Here is a 21,302-nt window from a genome sequence, read left to right on the forward strand (position 1 = left end):
GTCAGTTTTCCTTCGTGTTGGAGCTCGAAATTTGTGCAGCAAACAGATTCAGTACGTTCGTGGTTATTTGTTCGGTGAAGGGATCGTGATGGATCAATCCGTTCACCCATTCGGTGGAACCAGCGTTGAACACCGTCCCGAGGCCTCGCTTGTGACAGGCGACCATTCCCGATCCGTATTCGAGGTCACGGAGATGCTCGGGAGGCTCACTGCCGTAGAAGCATTCGATGATTCCCTGTACCTCGGCAAAGGGCGCGCCGATCGGGACCGCCCCGTTCCACTTATCCCGTGAACCGCTCACCGCCGGTGCCATCGCGATGATCTCCAGGTCCTCGGGGGCACCGTCGACTCCGGTCGCATACGGCTGCCCCTTGCGGAACGTGAAATCCACACCGTCCATCTCGAAACCGGCCACACACATCGGCGCGCTTCCGAAGTTGTCTCCGTAGTACAGATCCGTTCCGTTCAGCGCCCAATGGTCAGGCCGGTACACCGTGAACCCACCGGACGACCTGGGAGTTGTTGCTCCGTAACGACTGTAAACACCGGCCATGCCGGTCAAACCCATCGTCCACGCTCCCGGCCGGTCGACCTCGGGCGAATCCCATGCTGTCGTCACCCGCGTCGGGTCGACTTCTCGCATCGGATCTTCGAACGGATTCTTGTAGCAGACCTGTGCGTCACCTTCGATGCGTACCTGCCACAGGAAGTTACCGCCGAATCGCGCCAGACCACCCCCCTCTTCGACGAAGGCGTCGATACGATCACGCATTTCCCACGACCAGTACTCGTCGTGGCCGACGATGACCGCACATGAGTATCCCTGCAGCGCTGAAGGATCCTCGTGCAGATCGTGTTGGGTGATGTGGTGGACGAGGAATGCCTGCTCTTCCGCCCACACCGTGAACGGGCGTTCGTATGTGGCCCAGAAGGCGTCCGCATGGTGACGCGAGTAGCCGTTCACCCACGCCCATTCGTACGGTGGGTGACGCGGAATCCATCCGATTCCCGGTGTGTCGGTGTGAATGTTGCGCGCTGCACCCTCGGGTTTGCGCAGCATCCCCCGCGCAACGGGACGTTGCGTCGAGGAAATCGGTGTCGGCACATCTCCGGAGCCGTCCGGAACGCCCCGGTAGTGGTTGGCCCCACCCCAGTCGTTGTAGGCCAACATCGTGCTGGTGGTGTGAATGAGAACGAAGTCGGCAGGCTCTGGTTCGCGCGCCTTGACGACGAAGAAGCCCTCCCGCTCGACAACCACACCTTCGTGGCGCATGCGCACCAGGACCAAATACATCCCCGACGCCCAGTTCGGTGCAACGGTGAGGGCAACGGATTCAGACCAATCGCAACCGACTGCATAGACGTCGTCGGGCGTGAGCTGTTGTTTGCCCGGCAAACCGAGGTATTTGACGATGCTCTGTGGACGTGCGCCGTCGCGCACCACCTCGAGGTCGTATTCGTCTGCTGTGGTGTGAACTCGAAGAGAGACGGTTTCACCGGCGAAGTACGAGAACTTGTCGGCGTACACCCAGATTTCCGGCTCTCCTGGAACCGATCCCGGCCGTTCGACCAAACCGCCGGGGACCGACCATGCGTATTCGCTCATGCTGACAACACCTCGATCGAGTGGTTACGAACCCACAGGCTCCGAATGGCACCTACCGCGAAAGCAGCGATCAGTGGCGCCACGAACAGCAGATTCTGACCCGCGGTCAATCCAGTCATGGTGCCCATGTTCACTTGCAGGAATCCGAGAGCCACGACGAGTGCAACGGCAGCGAGGGAGGGTGCGATCAGCCTCTGCCACAACCCTTCTCCCCGAGCTCCTGTCGAGAAGAATCGGACCACGGCAATCGAGGTCAGGATCTGCAGAGCAAGTACGGCGATGATGGTGGGGGTATTCGTCCACAGAACAACCTCCGTGTACGGATCTGCCGGGGTCAACGCAAATCCTGCGATCGCTACGAACACCAGAACGCCCTGGACGATTCCGGCGACGCTGGGCGTACCGGTCGTCGGTGACACCTTCGCCAGAACCACGGGAAAGATTCGCGCTCGGCCCATGGCCAGTAGATAGCGACTACACGCGTTATGGAGTGCCAGGCACCCCGCGAAAAAGCTTGTCACGATGAGCAGGTGCATGACGTTCGTCATCGCCTCGCCGGCGAATTCACTGTTGAGGTCGAAGATCAGTTCCGAAGGATCACCGCCGAGGAAGTCGACCATCCGACTCGGTCCCACGGCCTGCACGATCACCCAGGCGCAGAAGGAATAGACAACTGCCAGGATGATCACCGCCGTGTACGTCGCGCGGGAGACAGTGCGCTTGGAATCGACGACCTCCTCGCTGTAGATCGCCGTTTGCTCGAAACCGACGAACGACGTGAATGTCAGAACGAAGACGCTGGCCAAGCCGGCGGTCAGGAAGGTCGACGGCGAGAAACTGGTCAGTGAGAGCCCTTCGTGTCCGCCTTTGACCAAGACCGCGATGCAGAAGACGGCGAGCACACCGAGCTCGAGTGCCATCAGCACTGCGAGAACCTTGGCACCGATGTCCACCCGGTTGTATCCCACGACAGCGACCAGAACGGCGATTGTCAGTGCACATGCGTAGACGGGCACGGATATGTCGAACAGACTGTCCAAGGTGGCCGACGTGAAGATGCCGCAGGCGACGACGAACCCGATCTGGCCACCCAGGTATCCGATGTAAGCCACTACGGAGGATCCCGCGCCGACGATCGCGCCGAGCCCTTCGGTGATGTAGGCGAAGAAGGCGCCTGCGCCTCGGATATGCCTGCTCATAGCGGTGAATCCGACCGCGAACAGCAGATAGATGATTCCCGGAATGATGTAGCCGACCGGAAGTGCAGCGCCAGTGGTCATCAGTCCGAGCGGCGCGAAACCGGCCAAAATGGTCAGCGGAGCTGCGGCGGCGATGACGAAGAAGACCAGGTGTCTGCTGTTGATCGTCCCCTTACGAAGCCCCGGAGTATGTCCGGGCGGATGTGGGTCGGGAGCTGTGCCCACCCTTCGTGGGGCGGTTTTGTCGGTCATGGAGTGACTCCGTGCGTTATCGCAATTATGCGCTTGGACTGGAACGAGGGCGCCATGTGTGTCCAGGAAATTCATTCGGCGTTCGACTGGCGTTCCATGAGCGTGCCGAATCGTTTCAGCAGTGTCAATAGCTGCGGTGAAACGATTCGGCACTTGCATTTCTTCAGACAACCGTCCACCAACTGCAGCAGCGCCCGATGTTCGAGCGTTACCCTTGGGTAGAAACCGACCGGCGAGTAGAGGAACGACCCCGATGTCCATGCCGAACACTCCGACGCTTCGCGATGTCGCGAGCGCCGCCGGCGTCGCGGTGTCGACGGTCTCCTATGCGCTCAACGGCAAGGGCCGAGTCGACGCGGCCACGCGAACTCGAGTTCAAGAGGTTGCCGACCGCCTGGGATACCGGGCCAATCGCTCGGCACAGAATCTTCGAACCGGCCGTACCGCCACCCTGGGGCTCATGCTCCCCGCTCCCGACCAACTGTCATCGGCCGAGTACCTCAATTTCGACTGGTACGGGCGCGTGGCTACCGCCGCGACCCAGGCCGCATTCCACGGCGATCACTCGCTCCTGCTGCTGCCGTCGATGAAAGATCCGAATGGACTACGCCGCATCGAGATGGACGGCGTGCTGGTCGTGGACCCGATGACGCACGACCCACGTGTCGACGTCTTGAAGAAAATCGGAATCCCCGCTGTCGCAGTCGGTCCCGGAAACCCCGACCAGTTCGAATGGAGCATCTCACCCGATCTCGTCGCCACTACCGAAACGCTCTTGAACCACCTCACCGAACAGGGTGCGACGGACATACTCATCCTCAACCCCGGCATGGGTTCGGCATGGACCCGGGCAACGAACACCGCATACCTCGAGTGGTGCCGGACCCACGGAGTGACGCCCCGCGCCGCCGATGAACCGACGCCGTTCGAGGGCGTCGATACCGTCGAAAAAATGGTCGCCACGGCGTACGCATTGACCCACGAAGCCTTGACGTCCGAAAATCCACCCGACGCGATCCTGTCGGTCATCCTCGGTTGCGCCCCCGCAGCCGCGAGGGCAGCACTCGACCTCGGGCTGTCGATCCCCGGAAACGTCTTGATTGCGCAGGACAGCGACGAACCCGCTCTGCTGACCGCCGACCCCCCGATCACTGCGGTCGATTTCTTCCCGGAAGAGCAAGCTACATTGGCTGTCAATGCGCTACTGGCCCTGATCGACGGCGACGTACCCGCTGTTCAGAGCCACACTCGCAGTGAACTACGCGTACGAGCAAGTACGGCCCGTTCGCTCACACCATAAATTCACCTGGCACCGATAGACTGATTTCCGAACAATCATCCGTCGCTCGCCGAGAGGAATCAGGTCATCGCGCACCGCTCCCGCGACCGCTTGGCCGGGTATCTCGCCGTAGTGCTCGTCTGTGTACTCGCCCTCCTCGCATCCGTCAGCAGCGCAACCGGCCTCGACCGCAACGTCGCTCCGGTGCGTATCGCATACGCCGCCGCCGCAGACACTTTCGGCGATCTGTATCTTCCAGCCGGGTCGGAGGACGATCTGCCGGTCGTCGTATTGATCCACGGCGGCGGCTGGGCGCAGAAGAGCAATCTCGAGTACGCGGGTGCGTGGGCAAAAACGCTGACCCCCTACGGAATTGCGGTCTGGAACATCGAATACAGACGCATAGGCGGCCAGGGTGGTTGGCCGACCACTCTCTCCGACACCGTTGCGGCTACCAACGCTCTGGCCGACATCGTTCAGGAAAAGGCTTCCGGGCGACTGGATTTGGGCCGCGTGCACATCGCCGGATACTCCGCGGGCGGACAACTGGCCGCCTGGGTCGCGTCGCGACCACAACAGGACACGGATGCTCCCGCGCCTGAACTCACCGTGCCGGTTCGCTCGGCGACGATCATGGCCGGCGTCTTCGACATGACGCTCGCCGCAACCGCGGGCAAAGATCGTTTTGTTCGAAATCTTCTGGGCGGCATGCCTACCGATCATCCTGATCGCTACCGCATCGCATCACCGATCGAACACCTCCCCACCGGCCTCCCTGTCACAGCGATCCACGGGCTCGGAGACAAGGTCGTGTCGATCGAACAGAGTCGGCGCTACGCCCGTGCAGCCCGAGCAGCAGGCGACGTGGTCGACCTGATCGAACTACCCGGCGTCGGCCACGGCGAATTCGGCAACCCGACAAGCGACGCCTGGGCTATCACCAAGCAAGCAATAATCGACCACGTAAACACTCCCTGAGCAGGTGAAACCGCCTACTGTGAGCACGATCGCCCGCAAAAGGATTAGCTGAAACCAACTCCATGACGTACGGTGGGGTTATCAGAGGGCAGCCGTCAGTCAGGCAGCCGGTCGCTTCGCCCGGGACAACAGTTCCAGTATTCGTTCCAGGGGCAGACTTCCAGTTCGGTGCAAACCCGCGCCTTTGATCACTACGCACTTTCATCAGTCCCGCAGATTGTTGACCAGGCCGAAGACTCCGACGGAGTCCGCCGCCAATCGCGTACCGACTGCACCAGTATCAACATGCGCTACACACCGCACGGGCCCAAAACCCATGCGGTTCAAAGGAATACCTTGATCAACACCATGATTCACCCCAACGACACGAACAACCAGGCAAACGGCAACTCGACGAACGGTCTTCGGATCCCGACTACTTCGGGCCGGATCCGCGAGCGCGCCATCGAAATCGTCTGCACCCTCTACCGTTGCAGCACCGACGAAGCCGCCGAGCTGTTGGTCCGACATTCTCAGACCAACAACCTCAAGGTCACCAGCCTGATCAAAGCGCTTGTCGCCCTGATCGACGAGGACACGTCCGGCACCGGCTATGGAAGCAACAACGCGCTGGCGTCTCACTTCTGGCTGCGTGAGATCAGAAATCTCAGCCAGGCGCACCGCCGCAGCGATCATTTTCATCGCCATCTCGTCGGCGCGTAACAGGCACTGAACGACAACTGACCTGAAACGACAGCTGGGGCAGTACACGGAAATCGTGTACTGCCCCAGCTTCGTGTTTTCAGTTGTCAGGCAGAAGCCGATTCCTTGTTCAGGCCCTGCGGGTTCTGGTTCTGCGGAACGCCGTCGGTATCGGTCGCTTCGTCCACGTGCTGCGGAGCGAAGAGCAGGCAGACGATGCTCAGGATGCACATGCCGATCAGCAGTGCGATGACCGGCCAGATGCTGCCGGTTGCCTTGTACATCAGCGTCGACACCAGCGGGGACAGTCCGCCGAAGATCGCGCCTGCACCCTGGTACGCCAACGAGATGCTCGTGTAACGAGCCTGCGGCTTGAACATCTGCGACAGTACGGCGGCGATCGGACCGTACGTGGCCGCCAGCACCAGTCGCATGACAGCGAAGGTCAGGAAGATCAGGAACACGGATCCGGACTTCAGCACCAGGAACTGCGGCGCTGCGAGTATTGCGACCGCAGCAAGACCCCAGATGACGACGCGGACGCGTCCCACCTTGTCGCCTAGCCACGCCACTCCGAGAGTCGCGATCAACTCGACCACGGCAGCAACACTGAGCGCGTTGAGAATCAACGTCTCGGACAAACCGACATCGGGATCGGTTGCGTACGCCGTGATGAACGTCGTGACGAGGTAATAGCCGCCGACTGCGACGGGCAGAATGCCGATGCCCAGGACGATCGGGCGCCAGTTGGTCACCAGCGCGTACTTGAGCGGCAGCATTTCCGGTACGTCCGCGGACTTCACCTCGGACTCGAACACCGGAGACTCTTCGACCTTGAGGCGAACGACCAAGCCCACCAGAATCAGCAGCGCAGAGCAGAGGAACGGCAGACGCCAAGCCCACTCGCGCAGAGCGTCGTCGCCGAAGGTGGAGAGAATGCTGAAGAAACCGGTGGCCAGAAGAGCACCCGCAGGATTGCCGAGCTGGGCGAAACCGCCGTAGAAAGTCTTCTTGTCCTCGGGAGCATGCTCGACGGCCATCAGGACCGCGCCGCCCCATTCGCCGCCGACGGCGAAGCCCTGGACGAAACGGAGCAGAACCAGCAGCAGCGGCGCCCAGAACCCGATCGACGCGTAAGTGGGCAACATGCCGATGAGGAAGGTGCCTGCACCCATCAGCGTCAGCGTGACGACGAGTGCGGTGCGCCTGCCCATCTTGTCACCGACATGGCCGAACACGATTCCGCCGAGCGGGCGAGCGAAGAACCCGACGGCGTACGTCGCGAACGCCGCCGCAACACCGGTCAGGCGATCGGTTCCGGGCGGGAAGAAGATGTCACCGAACACCAGGGCGGCTGCCGTGGCATATACGTAGAAGTCGTACCACTCGATAGTTGTACCGACGAAGGCTGCAAATCCCGCCTTGCGGGCCTTCACGATCTGTTGCTCTCGGTTCATTACTTTTCCTCGGTGGTCGAAGTGCTCGACAATAGGTGGTTATGACCTGAATGTGCGAGTTCGCCGTCGATCCAGGTCTCCCGGACCTCGATCTGCGCAATCGCGTCGGCCGGAACCTCGAGGGGGTCCGCGCCCAGAATGACGAAGTCGGCCCGCTTGCCGACCGAGATGCTGCCCAGCTCTGCTTCACGGCCCAGCGCACGCGCACCGTTGAGCGTGTGAGCCTGCAATGCCTGGTCGGCGGTGATGCGGAGTGCATCGGAGCCGAGCTGATGGCCCTGACGCGTCACACGAGTCACGGCTGCCTGAATTGCTTCGAGCGGCTTGGGCTCGGCGACGGGGGCGTCGGAGCTGATGGTCACCGGAACCTCGGCAGCGATGAACTCGCCGAGGGGGTTGAACCGCTCACCCGGAGTACCGATCGCAGCAGTGACGCCCTCGCCCCAGTTGTAGTAGTGCTGCGGCTGGTTCACCGGGTAGACGCCGGCCAGGTTCATCCGGGCGATCTGCTCGGCAGTCGGGAGACCGCAGTGCTCGATGCGGTGACGAGCGTCGGCGTCGGGGTGAGCCTTCTGCGCAGCTTCGATGGCATCGAGCACCATGTCGATGGCGGTCGGAGATTGAGCGTGCGTGGCGGTCTGCAGACCCACCGAGTGCGCCTTGGCAATCAGATCCGAGTAGTCCGCCGGCTCGTGATAGAGCTGCCCGGTGCGGCACGGGTCGCCGACGTAACCGTCGGGGAAGTATGCGGTCCAGCCGCCGAGAGTGCCGTCGGCGTAGAACTTGATGCCGCCGAACGCGAGCCGCGAATTGCCGAAGGCGCCGTGCATTCCCGTGTCGATGACGTGATCGAGGAGGTGGCTGAGCATGTACATGCTGACGCGGGTCTTGAGTTGATCCTGCTCGGCCAGACGCAGGTACATGTCGAATTCACGACGGGTCACCTGGCAGTCGCCGATGGTGGTGACGCCGCCGGCCAGGAACTTGTCCTGAGCGACCGAGAGCTGACGAAGGTGTTCTTCGGGCTCGTCCTCGAGATGGAAGTTGGGTCCGTGATGACCGACCTTCACTCCGTTGACGCCGGTGAGGATGTTGCACGCGGCATCGGAGAGCTCACCGGTGAGTTCACCGTCTGCATCTCGGAAGAACTCGCCACCGGCCGGATTCTCGGTGCTCGCGTCAATGCCGTGCTTGTCGAAAGTGAAGGAGTTGACGACGCCGCCGTGACCGCTCGCGTTCATGAGGTAGACCTCGCGATCGGTGGCCACCTGATCGAGCTCTTCCTTGAGTGGATGGCGCCCTTCGATCAGGTTGCGGTGCTCGTAGCCGTAGCCGCGAATCGGGACACCCGCAGGAGCCGTGAGCGCCGCTTCCTGAAGTAGCGCAATGATTCCGGGGATGGAATGTGCCTTCTCCGGCCCACAGTCCACCCAGCTGAGCATCTGCCCGTACATCAACGGGTGTGCATGCGAATCGACGAAGCCGGGGACGACGGTGGCGCCGTCGAGTTCGACCACCGCGGTCGTGCGAGTGCTCAGCCGACGCGCCTCGGTGCGGCATTCCTCGAGTGTTCCCACCGCGGCAAAGCGGTTTCCGAACACCAGGAACGCTTCAGCGCCTGCCGTGTTGTCGTCAACGGTGTGGATCTTGGCACCGGTGAAGATCGTGCCGGTGGCGTCGAGAGGCGAGGCTTCGTGCGTGTGCAACTTGCGCATGGTGGTCCTTCGTCGAGATGGTGGTGCAGGTCACTGCGTGTTGAGCGAAAACTACGCCCTGACCTGGCGCTATGCAATGCATCAAAGTTTCAGACCAGGCGGTACACAACTTTTTTGTGCGAGTTTTCGAGCATTTCTGCACTTATCCGCATCATTCATAGCCACATGCGACTGTTCTAATAGGAAGCTCATACAGAAAAATCTCTGGAAAAGTTGGGGCAACCATGACGGTCGATCTCGATTCCAAGCTCATTGCCGCACTTCAGCGCAACGGGCGAGCGACGTACCGCGAACTGTCCGTGGCGGTCGACGCACCACGAGCGGCGGTGTCCACCAGAGTGCAGGCGCTACTCGACTCGGGAACGGTGTCCGTAGTGGCCGTCGCACACCCCGAACTTCTCGGACTGAAGGCGCTTGCACACGTCTCGATCGCAGTGTCCGGACCGATGACTCCGGTACTGGACGCGTTGATCGAATCCGAGGCCGCCGTCTACATCTCGGCAGTCAGCGGGCAGTACAACGTGATTGCGGAACTTCGGGTGCCCAGTCACGACGACCTGTACCGTGCCATCGCCGAACTCCGCTCACAACGTGGCGTTCGATCGGTGAGCACGCTGGTCTACGTCGACGTCATCAAGGGAATCTTCATGCCCGAGAGCGCTTTACAAGCCGATATCCGCCTCGACTCGACGGATGTCGCGTTGATCGAACTACTCGAACGCAACGGGCGCATGCCGTTTCTCGAACTGGCCGAACACACCGGACTGTCACCGAGTGCCGTACGCAACCGGGTCAATCACCTGATCGCGAGCACGGCGCTGCGCGTCGGCGCCGTCGTCAAGCGGCGAGGCGGTGGCCGGACGTTGGCGATGGGCATCGGCGTCAATCTGGGCTCACGGGACGACAACGCGGTATCGGAGATCGAATCCCTGCCCGGAATCGAATTCCTCGCCCGGACCCTGGGACGATACGACGTGATCGCGACGGTTGCTGCCAACTCCTCGAGCGACCTGCATGCGCTGTCCGAACGAATCCGCGGGATCGACGGCGTCAGCGGCTTGGAATCCTGGGCACATCTCGAGGTATTCAAGGAGCACTACGCCCGCAGCCTGGACGTACGCGGGTAATTTCCAAGTCATTGACCCACTTGGTCGGACGCGCTAACCTCGGTCAAGTCATTGACCCACTTACCTGAGGTGGCACACATGTCCGATTCCGGGCGCAAGGTAGACATCGTCGCCGCGGCGATCGAGGAGGCGATATCGACCGGTCGATGGCCCGTCGGATCAAAACTCCCGCCGGAGACTGCACTGGTCGAGGAATTGGGAGTTGCCCGAAACACCATGCGCGAAGCGGTACGGGCGCTTGCACACGCCGGAGTTCTGTCCGTCCGTCACGGTGGCGGCGTGTACGTCGTGGCGGCGTCGCCGGTCGAAGGACTACTCGGGCGCCGACTCGCCAGAAGCGACGTTCTCGACGTACTGAGCTTGCGACGAGGACTCGAGGTCGAAGCCGCGCGCCTCGCAGCACAGCACCGCACCCCCGAAGATCTCGCGCGGATACACGCCGCCTGGAACGCCCACCCCGGACACGTCGGCGGCTTCACTGTCGAAGCCGGCATGGCCCTGCACCTTTCGATCGTCGAGGCGTCCCACAATTCCACACTGATCGACGTCTACCGGGGAGTCCTTGCCGCCGTGGCGGATTCACTGTCCACCGTGAGCATCGGTCCGGGATTCCACGTCGACGAGCACCGCGCCTTGATCGCAGCCATCGAGGAAGGCAACCCCGACGACGCGGCGCGTGCGGCCGGCGCAGCGTTCGACACGGTCATCGACACAATTGAGAGGAGCTTGTCGTGAATCGGGGAAAATGGAACGGTGCAACGTATTCCCCTCTTGCCGAACAACTCTCACCGGCGTCGATGGAGGCACTGAGTGCGATCGGACACGTCAGCACGGTGTACGACGTCTGCGCAGGAACCGGGAACTTTGCGCTGCCGGCGGCCCGGTCCGGCATCACAGTCCACGCACTCGATCTCTCCGCCAGCCAGCGCGAGGTCGCGCGCGAACGCTGGATTCCCCACCCCGGCACCACCGAACCCACCTTCACGGTCGGCGATGCACAGTCTTTGCCATGGCCGGATTCGAGCGCCGACGCCTGTGTCAGCATCTTCGGGATCATCTTCTGTCCCGATCCCGCGATCGCCCTCTCGGAAATGATGCGGGTGACCCGGCCGGGCGGAAGCATCTGTGTCGCAACGTGGTCGAAGAACGGGTGGGCAGCAGCACTCCGCAGGGAGGCCGCCTCTGCGTGGAATGGCATCACACCACTACCGACGACATGGTCGAACTCGAGCGAATTCGAGAAGGCGGCAGCGGGATTGGTATCGGTGCGTTCGACCTCTCACGTGCTCGAATGGCACCTACCTGCCGGATCGGACCCCGTCGAGGAACTGTGCGACCAGGCACCGGCGTTGAAGGACTTTCGCGAGACCGTTCGACGCGCAGGGAATTGGGCTTCGATGTCAGCGCACCTCCGCTCGACGCTCGCGCCCTATCTCAGGTCGAGCGCGGCCAGTCCCGTCGCCACCAGCGAATACATCCTCCACGTGGGCACTGTCCCGAACGCTGATACCGCACCATTCCGAACGCGCGGGTAACCAGCTTTGCCGGATACGGTCTCCTCACCGTCCAACGACCCGAAGAGGCCCGCTCGATGTCTGAATCGACCTCCCTGCCCGAATCGACGCAAGCATCGAAGCGAGCGTCGAAACACACCCTGTCCATGACCGTCCTCATGACGCCGGACATGTCCAACTTCTCGGGCAACGTTCACGGCGGAACGATTCTGAAGTTTCTCGACCAGGTTGCCTATGCGTGCGCGAGTCGATACGCCCAGACGTACGTCGTGACCCTGTCGGTGGATCGTGTGGTCTTCCGTGAACCGGTGCACGTCGGAGAACTCGTCACGTTCAGCGCTTCCGTCAATTACACCGGTCGCACGTCGATGGAAATCGGAATACGCGTCGAAACCGAAGACATTCTTCTCGGAAAATCTCGACACACCAATAGTTGCTACTTCACGATGGTCGCAATGGGAAGCGACGGAAAACCGGCTGAGGTCCCCCAACTCCGGCCGACCGAAACAATCGCGAGGCAGCGATTCGAGGCCGGGCGTCGGCGTCGTGAACTGCGCAGAGAGAACGAGCTTCGTGAACAGTCCATTCGCGCCGCAGTTCGGGACTTAACGCCCGAACACGATGACTAAATCCGGTCATATTTAAGTTATAACCTTATGCATTAAACTTGTCGGCGTGACTTCGAAGGCACGGGCAAAATATGACGTCGTGATTGTCGGCGCGAGCATCGCTGGATGCGCGGCCGCAATCATGTACGCGCAACAAGGTCTGCGGATAGCGCTTCTCGACGCTCGCTCCGACGTCCGGGCGCACAAGGTCCTGTGCACTCACCACCTACAACCGTGCGGTGCCCCGATCCTGCAACGACTGGGCGCCACGGAAAAACTGCTCGCCCTGGGAATGGTGGAAACCGTTCCGAAGTTCTGGACCCCATGGGGATGGATTACCCCTGACACCGCAGACGACTCGTCGCCACCTGGGTTCAACGTCCGAAGGGAAACGCTCGATCCCCTCCTGCGCCAACTCGCGAACGACTACCCGAACGTCGACCTTCTTCTCGGACATCGTGTTTCCGGGTTGCTGACCGAGAACGGCGCTACTGCAGGCGTCTACGGAACCGCACAGGGTTCGGCCTTCACTGTGGAAGCACGATTGACCGTCGGAGCAGACGGCAAGGATTCGACCGTCGCACGATCCGCGCATTGCGACTCCGTGACTGCATCCAACGGACGTTTCAGCTACTTCGCCCAACTCTCCGGACTCGAACGACGCGACGGAGAATCTTCGCTGTCGTGGTTCATGGATCCCGACGTCGCCTATCTGCTCCCCAACGACGGCGGAATCAGCGTGCTGGTCGTCTTCCCCGCCCTCGACAAGCTCGGCTCGTTCACCGGCGACCTGTCTACCGCTTTCCTCGAATACGCCAATGCATTACCCGGCGCTCCACTGATTCGCCGCGAGCACATCGTCGGGAAGATCGTTGGTACCAAGCACTTCTCCACAACTCTCACGGAACCGGTAGGTAACGGGTTCGCACTCATCGGCGACGCCGCGGCAACCAACGACCCGTTGTGGGGCATCGGATGCTCGTGGGCACTCGAGACCGCACAGATGCTGGTCGACGCCACCGCGCACATGCTGACGGAGACGACGGCGCACACACTCGACTCACATCGGAACGTGAACGCTGCCTTGACCGAATACCGCAGTGCCAGAGCGAGTATGACGAGCCATATCGACTACATGAGCGGGTACGCCGGTGGGCGAAAGTTCACCGCGATCGAACGTCTGCTGATCTCCGCGGCCACCCATGACAAAGACGAAGCTCGAAGGTTCTACTTGTTCGGTTCCCGGTTGATACCGGCCGAGCAGTATCTCTCGGCTCGCTCGGTGGCGCGGGCAGCACAAAAACATCTCAGGCACCGTCTGCGTCGTAGATCTGTGGCCGGGACGTAATCTGCCAAGCGTTTTTTCGGCGCCGGCAACGGGGAACCCTCCGATCGCAACCGAGCCGGAGGAGCGACCATGCGTGCACACATCGCCATTCCGAATGAATCGACTTGTCACAGGTACGTAGTCGCGGTCGCCAGCTCCACCTTCGCCGAATCGGTCATCTGGTGCGACGGCCCCGCGTTCGACGCAGTACTCGTTCTGGGCAGCGAGATTCCGCAGCACAGTGGCCACCGAGCCGTACTCGCCTGGAACCACTACTTCGGGTGGGCGCTCGGCGTGGAAACCACACCGGATGCGTCGTTCGCCGTTGTCGAATGCCTCGGTATCGGGAGAATGCCGGATCCGGAACTGTGCGCCGACCGCGCTGTCGAGTTGATTGCCCAGGCGGGTAGTTAAGGAACTCGTCGCGCGGCGCGCAATCCGGCGGGCATAAGATCGAGCGCGAGTTTCGCACGCCCGACGAAAGAGAGCCCGACATGGACCCGCTGAGCAGGCCTGCCGGTCAGTTGGCTCTCGAGAACGAACCGGACGGCAGGGCGACGCTGCGGGCGCGTCAGACGCCTCGCAGTGAGCGTCGCAAGATCGGGAAAGGTCTGCGTAAGCGAGTAGCGCGCTCGTCGCTCGGTGACTGGACGCCCCCACCCGACCGACGTGACCCGGTCGATCAGGTCAACACGGCACACGAGGGAAGACTCGACTGGTTGGTTCCGATTCGGGTGGGACGCATGGTCGCTTCACCGTACGGATTTCTGCGCGGTACTGCCGGATTGATGGCCGAGGACATGGCGCAGCTCCCGTCCACCGGCATCACACCCGTCATCTGTGGGGATGCGCACGTCGGAAACTTCGGGTTCTACGGATCCCCGGAACGCGAACTTGTCATAGACCTCAACGATTTCGACGAAGCACATCCCGGCCCCTGGGAATGGGATCTGCGAAGGCTGGCCGCGAGTATCTGGGTGGCCGGGCGGCAGAACGGTCTCACCGAAGCTCAATGCGAAACAGCAACAACCTCGTGTGTGTCCGCGTATCGCCTCCACCTGGCAAAGCTGTCCGAACGTCCACTGTTCGATCGCTCCTTCGACCGGGTCGATCTCGACGGACTCACCGACCACGTCACTGATCCCGGATTGCTGGCGGAGATCCGACGCGCCGCGGAGCGCGCACGACGACGGACGAGCGATCACGCAGTGCCACGGTTCACCATCGAGGATCACGGGCGACGCCAGCTACTCGAGAACCCGCCGCTCACAACACGACTCACACCGCAGGACACCGACTTCCTCCTGGAAGGCCTGGATGAGTATCTCGAAACCCTTGCACCGCACTGGCGCCGCGTGGTCTCGGGATACAACGTCATCGACGTCGCGCACCGGGTCGTCGGAGTCGGAAGCGTCGCTCTGCGTGCCTATGTCGCACTGTGCGAAGGGAGCATCCCGGACGACGTCATCTTCTTACAGCTCAAACAGGCTCGCCGATCCGTGGTTGCGCCCTTCGTGCACGGCGACTCCGCCTGGCACGATCACCAAGGACGACGCGTCGCGGAATATCAGCAGGCTCTCCAGACGGTCAGCGATCCACTGCTCGGTTGGTGCACCGTCGACGACCACCAGTACTACGTCCGTCAGTTCCGGAACATGAAAGGTTCTGTGGACCTGAACAATATCGACGCAGCAGCGCTGACCGACTACGTCGCGATCTGTGGTCGTCTGTTGGCGAAGGGGCACGCCCGAACCAGTGGTGCGTCACTGATTTCCGGTTACCTGGGAAGCTCGGACGCGGTCGATACCGCCCTCACCCGGTTCGCTCGGCTCTATGCCGATCAGACCGAACGTGACCACGACGCTCTGTGTCGGGCGGTATCGGCCGGCACGATCGCCGCGGAGCCCGGAATCTGATCTCTCACGCCGCGACGATCCTGCCCTGCTCGAATTTCACTCCACCCCAGATTCCGGTCTGACCAGTGACAGAGGCGAATTCACGACACGAAGTCGCGATCGGGCATCTGTTGCACACGTCGGTCGCGTAGTCGTATCCCTCTGACGGGAAGGGAAACCAACGGTCCGGCTCGGGGTCTCCTCGGCATTCCGCCTGCCACCAGGTCCGTCCGTCCGAGATCGGCAGAAGCTCAGCCAGATTCGAGATTTCGTCAGTGCTCATTCCTTACTCCCTTCGACCGTCACGTCCGACTCAGTTCACGCCAGATCTTCTGCTGCACCTTCTCGATGCGTCGAGGTGCCTTCGGTTCCCACAGCAGCCGCATACCGGCCTCAGCCGGTGTGCGGTCCGCTTTGCGCTGATTGCAGGAACTGCAGCAGGCCACCAGATTTCCCCACGTGTTCGGCCCGTTGCGGCTTCGCGGCTGGACGTGGTCGATGGTCGTTGCCCGGTCGGCGCAGTACGCACATTGACGACCGTCCCGGTCGAAGATGCCGGCGAACGTCGCCCTGCTGGAATCGGTGACCGTGACCCGGTGGGCGACATACACGTACTCGGCGAGCAGGATTGTGCGCGGCAGTGGGATCTCGACGTGCTTGGAGCGCACCGGAAATATCGGAATCACGTCTTCGGTGGAGCGCGCGGAACCGGTGGCGATGAGGACCACCGCACGATCGGCGCTCACTTCACCGAGGTACTCGTACGTGGCGTTGAGAACACGGACGGGTCGGTTCATCCAGCTGTGAGGGCCGCCGGTAGATGCGCGGTTCAGGTTCCGCATGGGAAGTCTCAGTTCATGTCGAGGAGTGGAACTCCTGGACACGAAGACTGGTCAGGAGCAAGTGCGATAACTGGGGAACGGCATATATCCAGCGCCACTCTGTTCCCCGAATGCGGGACGGGAAATGCCGCGGGGTGAGTGCCCGCGCAGGTGCAACGCTTGCTTCCAGTCGCGCATGCCTGTCCCCTTCCACTTCTTGTTCGCTTCACCGGCGAATGCCGGCGCCCATCATCACACGGGAGATGCCCTTCGCGGTATCGATTTATCAGGTCGGAACAGTCGTCCTGAAAACATCGCGGTTTGACGCCGGATCGCGCAACTTGATCGAATGAGCCATGACTTCGTCGTACATCGACCTACGTTCGGACACCGTCACCAAGCCTGATGCGGAAATGCGCAAGGCCATGGCCGACGCCGAGGTCGGTGACGACGTCCTCGACCACGACCCCACCATGGCGGCGCTCGAGGAAGAAGTGGCGCACACTCTGGGGTTTCCGGCGGCGCTGTGGGTGCCGAGCGGATCGATGGGCAACTTGATCGCGCTGATGTTGCACCTTCGCCGCGGCGATCAGTTCCTGGCACCGGAACACTCTCACGTCTTGGGTTCCGAGTTGGGCACCGCCGCCTGGCTCGCCCAGGGAATGCCGGTGGCGCTGCCGCACGACGGCGGACCGGGACGTCCCAGCCCGGAGACCGTCGTGAAGGCGGCAGGCTCCCCCGGCCCGTACTTCACGTTGAACACCACGCTGCTCTGCCTGGAAAACACGCACAACTTCGCCGGTGGCGCCGTCATGAATCCAACCGAATGGACGACGCTGGTCGACGCGGCGCGATCACGCGACTTGAAGGTTCACCTCGACGGCGCCCGTCTCTGGAATGCCGCTGCTGCACTGGACGTTTCGCCTACCGAGTTGACTTCCGGCGCCGATACCGTCCAGGTGTGCCTGAGCAAGGGACTCGGTGCGCCCGTCGGCTCGATACTGGCCGCATCACCCGAATTGATCACCGAAGCCCGAAGGATCCGCAAGATGCTCGGCGGCGGCGTTCGCCAGGGTGGCGTGCTGGCCGCGGCCGGCATAGTCGCGCTTCGCTCACAAGCTCGATTGTCGGACGATCACGACAATGCGCAGCGCCTCGCGTCGGGCCTTCGTGAGCGCGGCTGGGCTGTCGACGAACCCGCCACCAACATCGTTCTCGCTGCCACGGCCGATCCGTCGGCCACCGTCGCTCAGCTGGCCGCTGTCGACGTCGGCGCGGTCACCGTTGCCGGGAAGGTTCGGTTCGTGACACATCGAGACGTGAGCACTGCCGACATCGACGCCGTTCTGTCCCGAATAGCCTCCTGAACTACGCCAGAAACGGTTGAACCTCCTGCGCGACAAGGCGAATGAACTCTCGGACGTCCGGCTCGTCAACGGTCGGTTGGAGTACCACGGTGGTCGCACCCGCGTCCGCCCATCGCTGCGCTGCTGCCGCAACGTCGGCCGCAGTGCCCACGGCAATCGCTTCCTCCGGCGACTCGCACCCGGACCCCAAGGCTTCGGCAAGGGCGCGCTCACGACCGCCAGAACCAAACGCACAGATGACGTAAACGACCACCTCGTGATCCTGCGTTCCGATGTGAGCGATCGCTCGGCGCACGCCGTCCGGGGTCGTCCCTCCCGAGAGCACGGTGCCCTGAGCCAACTCGCCACTGAGCGCCAAAGTCTTTGGCCCCGTGGCACCGACGAGCAACTGCGGCACCTTCTCCGGGGGCCACGCCAGCTCGACGTCCGTGAGATTGACGTATCGACCGGAAACCGTCACCGACTCACCGCGCAGTAGCCGCTCGACTGCTCCGAACTGCTCCCGGAGGAGGGTCAACGGCGATTCGGCCTTGGCGCCGATCTGCCGCATCCAACTCTGCACGCCGTGACCGAAGCCGACCCGCAGTCGATCCGGATGAGCTCTGGCCAGCGCCGAAACCTCCATCGCCGTGATCGCAGTGTTGCGCATCGGGGTCGGCAGCACACCGATCGCCACTCCCAGACGTTCGGTTGAAGCCAATACAGTTGCAGCAGTGGCAATTCCTCCGCCGAAGAAGCAGTCCTCCCACAGCCAGACCTCCTCGATACCCACTTCGTCGGCATACCTCGCATGCCGAACCAGATCCTCCGGGGACTGCTCCGGGCGCACGACGACGGCGATCCGTGGGGCGCTCATGCCGTCACCAGAAACGCGGCGATCTCGTCGGCTGTTCGTCGGCCCTGTTCGCGGCCGAGTTCAGCTGCCGGACGTCTGGTTGTCGGCGAGAGGGAGTTGGTTCCGATCGCTTCGACGACGGCGTCGTCGGCGAAGATCGGCAGCACGCGCTTGGGCGCCATCACATCGATTTCCTCTCGTAGACTGCCGCCGAGAAGATTCGGGGCGGGGTCGGCTGCAGGTGAAAGAACCACGATCACATCGCAGTCGGCAGCCAACTGAACATTCGAGCCACTTGCCATTCCGCCGTCCATGTACCGCTCGCCGTCGATCGTGACTACCGGCCACACCCCGGGGACGGCGCAACTCGCTCCGACTGCGTCGACCAGGTCTACGCCGTCGGCATTGCCGAACACCCTCAACTCACCGGTCCGTGTGTTGATCGCCGGGATGCGCAACTCGCGATCGGGCCACACGCGATTGCGCAGCCTCGCCTCGATGACCGCACGACGCTCGGCGGGTTCGACGGTGTCGGCGTCCGTCGCCGCCTCGCCGAGCGCACGGAGTTGCTCGGCCCGGTCCTGCGATCCTGCAATCGCGTCGACGAACATCTGACCGAGAATCTCGACATCGATCTTCGGGTCGAGCTCCCCGGTCGCCTCCGCTGTTTGAGCGTCGAAAAGTTCCTGCAGTGTTGCACCGCCCGCAATCTGAGCGCTCACCGTGGAACCTGCTGATGTGCCGATCAACACGTCCGCCGTCAGCAACGCTGCGGCAGCGTCCGGAGATTTTTCCTGAACGCCCAACAGAAAACCTGTTTCCCAGGCAATTCCTGCTACGCCGCCACCGGCAAGTACCAACCCCAATTTCACGCCGTCCACCTCTCGTCGATCGTGATCCGTGCCCGAAGTCGACGTTAGACCTACTCTGAAGTGATGTTCATGCGCAGCGCAAAGACATTTGTTCCCGACGCACTCCGCGGGTTGATCGCATCCACCGACGACATCGCGTGGAATCCCGACCCGGGATACCTCACTCGCGCGACACCACTTCCCCGCGGACGTGTCGCACTCGTCTCCGGTGGCGGTTCCGGTCACGAACCCATGCACGCCGGATTCATCGGCGAAGGAATGCTCACGGCCGTCTGCCCCGGTTTGGTCTTCAGTTCACCCAATGCACTTCAGATCCACGAGGGATCCAAGGCTGCCGATGCGGGCGGCGGCGTTCTGCACGTCGTGAAGAACTACACCGGCGACGTGATGAACTTCGGCATCGCGCGAGAGTTGCTACGCGAGGACAAGATCGACACAGACGTCGTGCTGGTGGACGACGACGTCGCGACGGAACGCGCGGACGGCAGCGGCCCGGGGCGACGCGGTACTGCGGCAACCATCGTGGTGGAGAAGGTCTGCGGCGCTTCCGCCGCCCGCGGCGACGACCTGGCCGAGGTGACCCGGATCGGACAACACGTCGCGCACTCCGCACGAAGCATGGCCGTCGCTCTGCGCCCGTGTACTTTGCCGGGGGCTGACGAGCCGTCCTTCGACCTACCGGACGGCCAGATGGAACTCGGTATCGGAATCCACGGCGAACGCGGCACAGAACGCGTGGACGCCCTGCCCGCACCGGAATTGGTGCAGCGGCTGACGGACCCGATCATCAAGTCCCTGAGTCTCGCCGAAGGTGATCGCGTCATCGCCGTCGTCAACGGTCTCGGTGCAACCCACCCGCTGGAGTTGCAAATACTGTTCGCCGAACTCGGAGAATATCTGGACGAACAGGGAATTCACATCGAGCGGACATTGATCGGAACGTTCGTCACTGCATTGAACATGGCCGGGGCATCCATCACCCTTGTTCGCACAGACAAAGAAATCCTCGAATTATGGGACGCACCAACAAAAGCGCCCGCCTGGCCGAATGCTATGGCGCGTGAGTACACCGGTGTCGGCAAGCGCGAATCATTCGGTCCCACATTCACAGCCGACACCTCACGCACGGCCGAAAGCAGCTTCGTCGGCAGCTGGATTGCGGACTGGGCCGAAAAGGTACTGGAGCAGGAGCCGGCACTGACCGATCTCGATCGACGCGCGGGCGACGGCGATTTCGGAACCAACATGGTGGCCGCACTGGATCAGCTCGACATCTCGGCGATCCGTGACACATATTCCACCGCAACGATATTCGATGCAGTCTCACAGGCGTACCTCGGCCATGCCGGTGGTACGTCCGGCGCGTTGTTCGGCATCTGGTTCCGGCATTTCTTCCGCGTCGCCGCAGACTCGGCGGACTCCGAACTCGGCCTCGGTGCGATCGCGGCTGCAGCGCGGGCGGGGCTCGACAACATCACCTCGCTCGGCGGCGCACGCGTCGGCGACAAGACGATGGTCGACGCGATAGTTCCGGCGGTCGAGTCGTTGGAACAATCCGTGACCGCAGAAGCGGATCGGGACACTGCTCTGGCGAGCGCAGCGGACGCGGCAAGGGCCGGGGCTGAGTCGACCGAAACCATGCTCGCGAACCGCGGACGTGCAAGTTATGTGGGCGAAGCCGCTCGCGGAGTGGTCGATCCGGGGGCGCTACTCATAGCGTGGTTCTTCGCCAGTGCAGTGGGTCACTAGCGAGCACTTCGGAGCTGTGA

The 21,302-nt window shown here is 62.4% G+C and carries 20 protein-coding genes; 12 read left to right on the forward strand and 8 right to left on the reverse strand.

Going from position 1 to position 21,302, the window contains the following annotated elements:
- Nucleotide 1 precedes the first annotated feature (1 nt).
- Nucleotides 2–1,606, reverse strand: a complete 1,605-nt coding sequence (locus I7X09_RS17920; RefSeq protein ID WP_200313176.1) for a N,N-dimethylformamidase beta subunit family domain-containing protein — start codon at nt 1,604–1,606, stop codon at nt 2–4.
- A complete protein-coding gene (locus I7X09_RS17925) occupies nt 1,603–3,057 on the reverse strand; it encodes an APC family permease (protein WP_200313177.1) in 1,455 nt (484 codons plus the stop codon). The genes I7X09_RS17920 and I7X09_RS17925 overlap by 4 nt, the downstream gene beginning before the upstream one ends.
- A 253-nt stretch (nt 3,058–3,310) precedes the next feature.
- On the opposite strand from I7X09_RS17925, the gene I7X09_RS17930 reads away from it, so the two are divergent.
- From I7X09_RS17930 to I7X09_RS17940, 3 genes are all read left to right on the forward strand, one after another.
- Nucleotides 3,311–4,357 carry a LacI family DNA-binding transcriptional regulator gene (locus tag I7X09_RS17930; protein ID WP_200313178.1) on the forward strand — a complete coding sequence of 349 codons (1,047 nt, stop codon included), beginning with the start codon at nt 3,311–3,313 and terminating at the stop codon, nt 4,355–4,357.
- 90 nt (nt 4,358–4,447) lie between these two features.
- Entirely contained in the window at nt 4,448–5,314 is an 867-nt protein-coding gene (locus I7X09_RS17935; RefSeq protein WP_234036620.1) for an alpha/beta hydrolase family protein, read from the forward strand.
- A 168-nt stretch (nt 5,315–5,482) separates the two neighbouring features.
- Nucleotides 5,483–6,016 carry an ANTAR domain-containing protein gene (locus I7X09_RS17940; protein WP_232508961.1) on the forward strand — a complete coding sequence of 178 codons (534 nt, stop codon included), beginning with the start codon at nt 5,483–5,485 and terminating at the stop codon, nt 6,014–6,016.
- Nucleotides 6,017–6,102: 86 nt separating this feature from the next.
- Here the strand turns inward: I7X09_RS17940 and I7X09_RS17945 are convergent, their stop codons facing one another.
- Nucleotides 6,103–7,452: an MFS transporter gene (locus tag I7X09_RS17945; RefSeq protein WP_054831673.1), complete on the reverse strand. Its 1,350-nt coding sequence runs from the start codon at nt 7,450–7,452 to the stop codon at nt 6,103–6,105.
- Nucleotides 7,452–9,167 (reverse strand): amidohydrolase, encoded by a 1,716-nt coding sequence (locus tag I7X09_RS17950; protein ID WP_200313179.1) that lies wholly within the window; start codon nt 9,165–9,167, stop codon nt 7,452–7,454. The genes I7X09_RS17945 and I7X09_RS17950 overlap by 1 nt, the downstream gene beginning before the upstream one ends.
- A gap of 224 nt (nt 9,168–9,391) precedes the next feature.
- Here I7X09_RS17950 and I7X09_RS17955 point away from each other — a divergent pair, with 224 nt between their 5' ends.
- The 7 genes from I7X09_RS17955 (at nt 9,392) to I7X09_RS17985 (ending at nt 15,659) form a co-directional block, all read left to right on the forward strand.
- Nucleotides 9,392–10,294 (forward strand): Lrp/AsnC family transcriptional regulator, encoded by a 903-nt coding sequence (locus I7X09_RS17955; RefSeq protein WP_095972349.1) that lies wholly within the window; start codon nt 9,392–9,394, stop codon nt 10,292–10,294.
- 78 nt (nt 10,295–10,372) lie between these two features.
- Entirely contained in the window at nt 10,373–11,029 is a 657-nt protein-coding gene (locus I7X09_RS17960; protein WP_200313180.1) for a FadR/GntR family transcriptional regulator, read from the forward strand.
- On the forward strand, nt 11,026–11,829 hold the full coding sequence (locus I7X09_RS17965) for a class I SAM-dependent methyltransferase (RefSeq protein WP_200313181.1): 804 nt from the start codon (nt 11,026–11,028) through the stop codon (nt 11,827–11,829). Before I7X09_RS17960 ends, I7X09_RS17965 begins: the two co-directional genes overlap by 4 nt.
- A gap of 56 nt (nt 11,830–11,885) precedes the next feature.
- A complete protein-coding gene (locus I7X09_RS17970; protein WP_095972346.1) occupies nt 11,886–12,437 on the forward strand; it encodes an acyl-CoA thioesterase in 552 nt (183 codons plus the stop codon).
- Nucleotides 12,438–12,483: 46 nt separating this feature from the next.
- Nucleotides 12,484–13,764 (forward strand): NAD(P)/FAD-dependent oxidoreductase, encoded by a 1,281-nt coding sequence (locus I7X09_RS17975; protein WP_234036621.1) that lies wholly within the window; start codon nt 12,484–12,486, stop codon nt 13,762–13,764.
- A gap of 69 nt (nt 13,765–13,833) precedes the next feature.
- Nucleotides 13,834–14,157: a DUF6292 family protein gene (locus I7X09_RS17980; protein WP_095972344.1), complete on the forward strand. Its 324-nt coding sequence runs from the start codon at nt 13,834–13,836 to the stop codon at nt 14,155–14,157.
- Between the two features lie 80 nt (nt 14,158–14,237).
- Nucleotides 14,238–15,659, forward strand: a complete 1,422-nt coding sequence (locus I7X09_RS17985; protein WP_200313182.1) for a DUF2252 domain-containing protein — start codon at nt 14,238–14,240, stop codon at nt 15,657–15,659.
- A 4-nt stretch (nt 15,660–15,663) separates the two neighbouring features.
- Here the strand turns inward: I7X09_RS17985 and I7X09_RS17990 are convergent, their stop codons facing one another.
- Together I7X09_RS17990 and I7X09_RS17995 are read right to left on the reverse strand one after the other, a co-directional pair.
- Nucleotides 15,664–15,921 (reverse strand): WhiB family transcriptional regulator, encoded by a 258-nt coding sequence (locus I7X09_RS17990; RefSeq protein WP_095972342.1) that lies wholly within the window; start codon nt 15,919–15,921, stop codon nt 15,664–15,666.
- Between the two features lie 19 nt (nt 15,922–15,940).
- Nucleotides 15,941–16,480: an HNH endonuclease gene (locus I7X09_RS17995; RefSeq protein WP_200313183.1), complete on the reverse strand. Its 540-nt coding sequence runs from the start codon at nt 16,478–16,480 to the stop codon at nt 15,941–15,943.
- Between the two features lie 335 nt (nt 16,481–16,815).
- On the opposite strand from I7X09_RS17995, the gene I7X09_RS18000 reads away from it, so the two are divergent.
- On the forward strand, nt 16,816–17,826 hold the full coding sequence (locus I7X09_RS18000; protein ID WP_095972340.1) for a threonine aldolase family protein: 1,011 nt from the start codon (nt 16,816–16,818) through the stop codon (nt 17,824–17,826).
- A gap of 1 nt (nt 17,827) precedes the next feature.
- Here I7X09_RS18000 and I7X09_RS18005 read toward each other — a convergent pair whose 3' ends face one another.
- A complete protein-coding gene (locus I7X09_RS18005) occupies nt 17,828–18,682 on the reverse strand; it encodes an LLM class flavin-dependent oxidoreductase (protein WP_200313184.1) in 855 nt (284 codons plus the stop codon).
- The gene (locus I7X09_RS18010; protein ID WP_200313185.1) at nt 18,679–19,542 is read right to left on the reverse strand and encodes a patatin-like phospholipase family protein; all 864 of its coding nucleotides are present in this window, start codon (nt 19,540–19,542) and stop codon (nt 18,679–18,681) included. The genes I7X09_RS18005 and I7X09_RS18010 overlap by 4 nt, the downstream gene beginning before the upstream one ends.
- 54 nt (nt 19,543–19,596) lie before the next feature.
- Here I7X09_RS18010 and I7X09_RS18015 point away from each other — a divergent pair, with 54 nt between their 5' ends.
- Nucleotides 19,597–21,282 carry a dihydroxyacetone kinase family protein gene (locus tag I7X09_RS18015; RefSeq protein ID WP_200313186.1) on the forward strand — a complete coding sequence of 562 codons (1,686 nt, stop codon included), beginning with the start codon at nt 19,597–19,599 and terminating at the stop codon, nt 21,280–21,282.
- Nucleotides 21,283–21,302 lie beyond the last annotated feature (20 nt).

It is taken from the genome of Rhodococcus sp. P-2, from assembly GCF_016598535.1.
Classification (GTDB): domain Bacteria; phylum Actinomycetota; class Actinomycetes; order Mycobacteriales; family Mycobacteriaceae; genus Rhodococcus_F; species Rhodococcus_F baikonurensis.

Coding starts and splice junctions, on each gene's coding strand:
- I7X09_RS18000 (WP_095972340.1), top strand. CDS start 16,816: ATGACTTCGTCGTACATCGACCTACGTTCGGACACCGTCACCAAGCCT.
- I7X09_RS17955 (WP_095972349.1), top strand. CDS start 9,392: ATGACGGTCGATCTCGATTCCAAGCTCATTGCCGCACTTCAGCGCAAC.
- I7X09_RS17995 (WP_200313183.1), bottom strand. CDS start 16,480: ATGCGGAACCTGAACCGCGCATCTACCGGCGGCCCTCACAGCTGGATG.
- I7X09_RS17925 (WP_200313177.1), bottom strand. CDS start 3,057: ATGACCGACAAAACCGCCCCACGAAGGGTGGGCACAGCTCCCGACCCA.
- I7X09_RS17920 (WP_200313176.1), bottom strand. CDS start 1,606: ATGAGCGAATACGCATGGTCGGTCCCCGGCGGTTTGGTCGAACGGCCG.
- I7X09_RS17930 (WP_200313178.1), top strand. CDS start 3,311: ATGTCCATGCCGAACACTCCGACGCTTCGCGATGTCGCGAGCGCCGCC.
- I7X09_RS17950 (WP_200313179.1), bottom strand. CDS start 9,167: ATGCGCAAGTTGCACACGCACGAAGCCTCGCCTCTCGACGCCACCGGC.
- I7X09_RS17980 (WP_095972344.1), top strand. CDS start 13,834: ATGCGTGCACACATCGCCATTCCGAATGAATCGACTTGTCACAGGTAC.
- I7X09_RS17970 (WP_095972346.1), top strand. CDS start 11,886: ATGTCTGAATCGACCTCCCTGCCCGAATCGACGCAAGCATCGAAGCGA.
- I7X09_RS17990 (WP_095972342.1), bottom strand. CDS start 15,921: ATGAGCACTGACGAAATCTCGAATCTGGCTGAGCTTCTGCCGATCTCG.
- I7X09_RS17945 (WP_054831673.1), bottom strand. CDS start 7,452: ATGAACCGAGAGCAACAGATCGTGAAGGCCCGCAAGGCGGGATTTGCA.
- I7X09_RS18015 (WP_200313186.1), top strand. CDS start 19,597: ATGTTCATGCGCAGCGCAAAGACATTTGTTCCCGACGCACTCCGCGGG.
- I7X09_RS17960 (WP_200313180.1), top strand. CDS start 10,373: ATGTCCGATTCCGGGCGCAAGGTAGACATCGTCGCCGCGGCGATCGAG.
- I7X09_RS18005 (WP_200313184.1), bottom strand. CDS start 18,682: ATGAGCGCCCCACGGATCGCCGTCGTCGTGCGCCCGGAGCAGTCCCCG.
- I7X09_RS17985 (WP_200313182.1), top strand. CDS start 14,238: ATGGACCCGCTGAGCAGGCCTGCCGGTCAGTTGGCTCTCGAGAACGAA.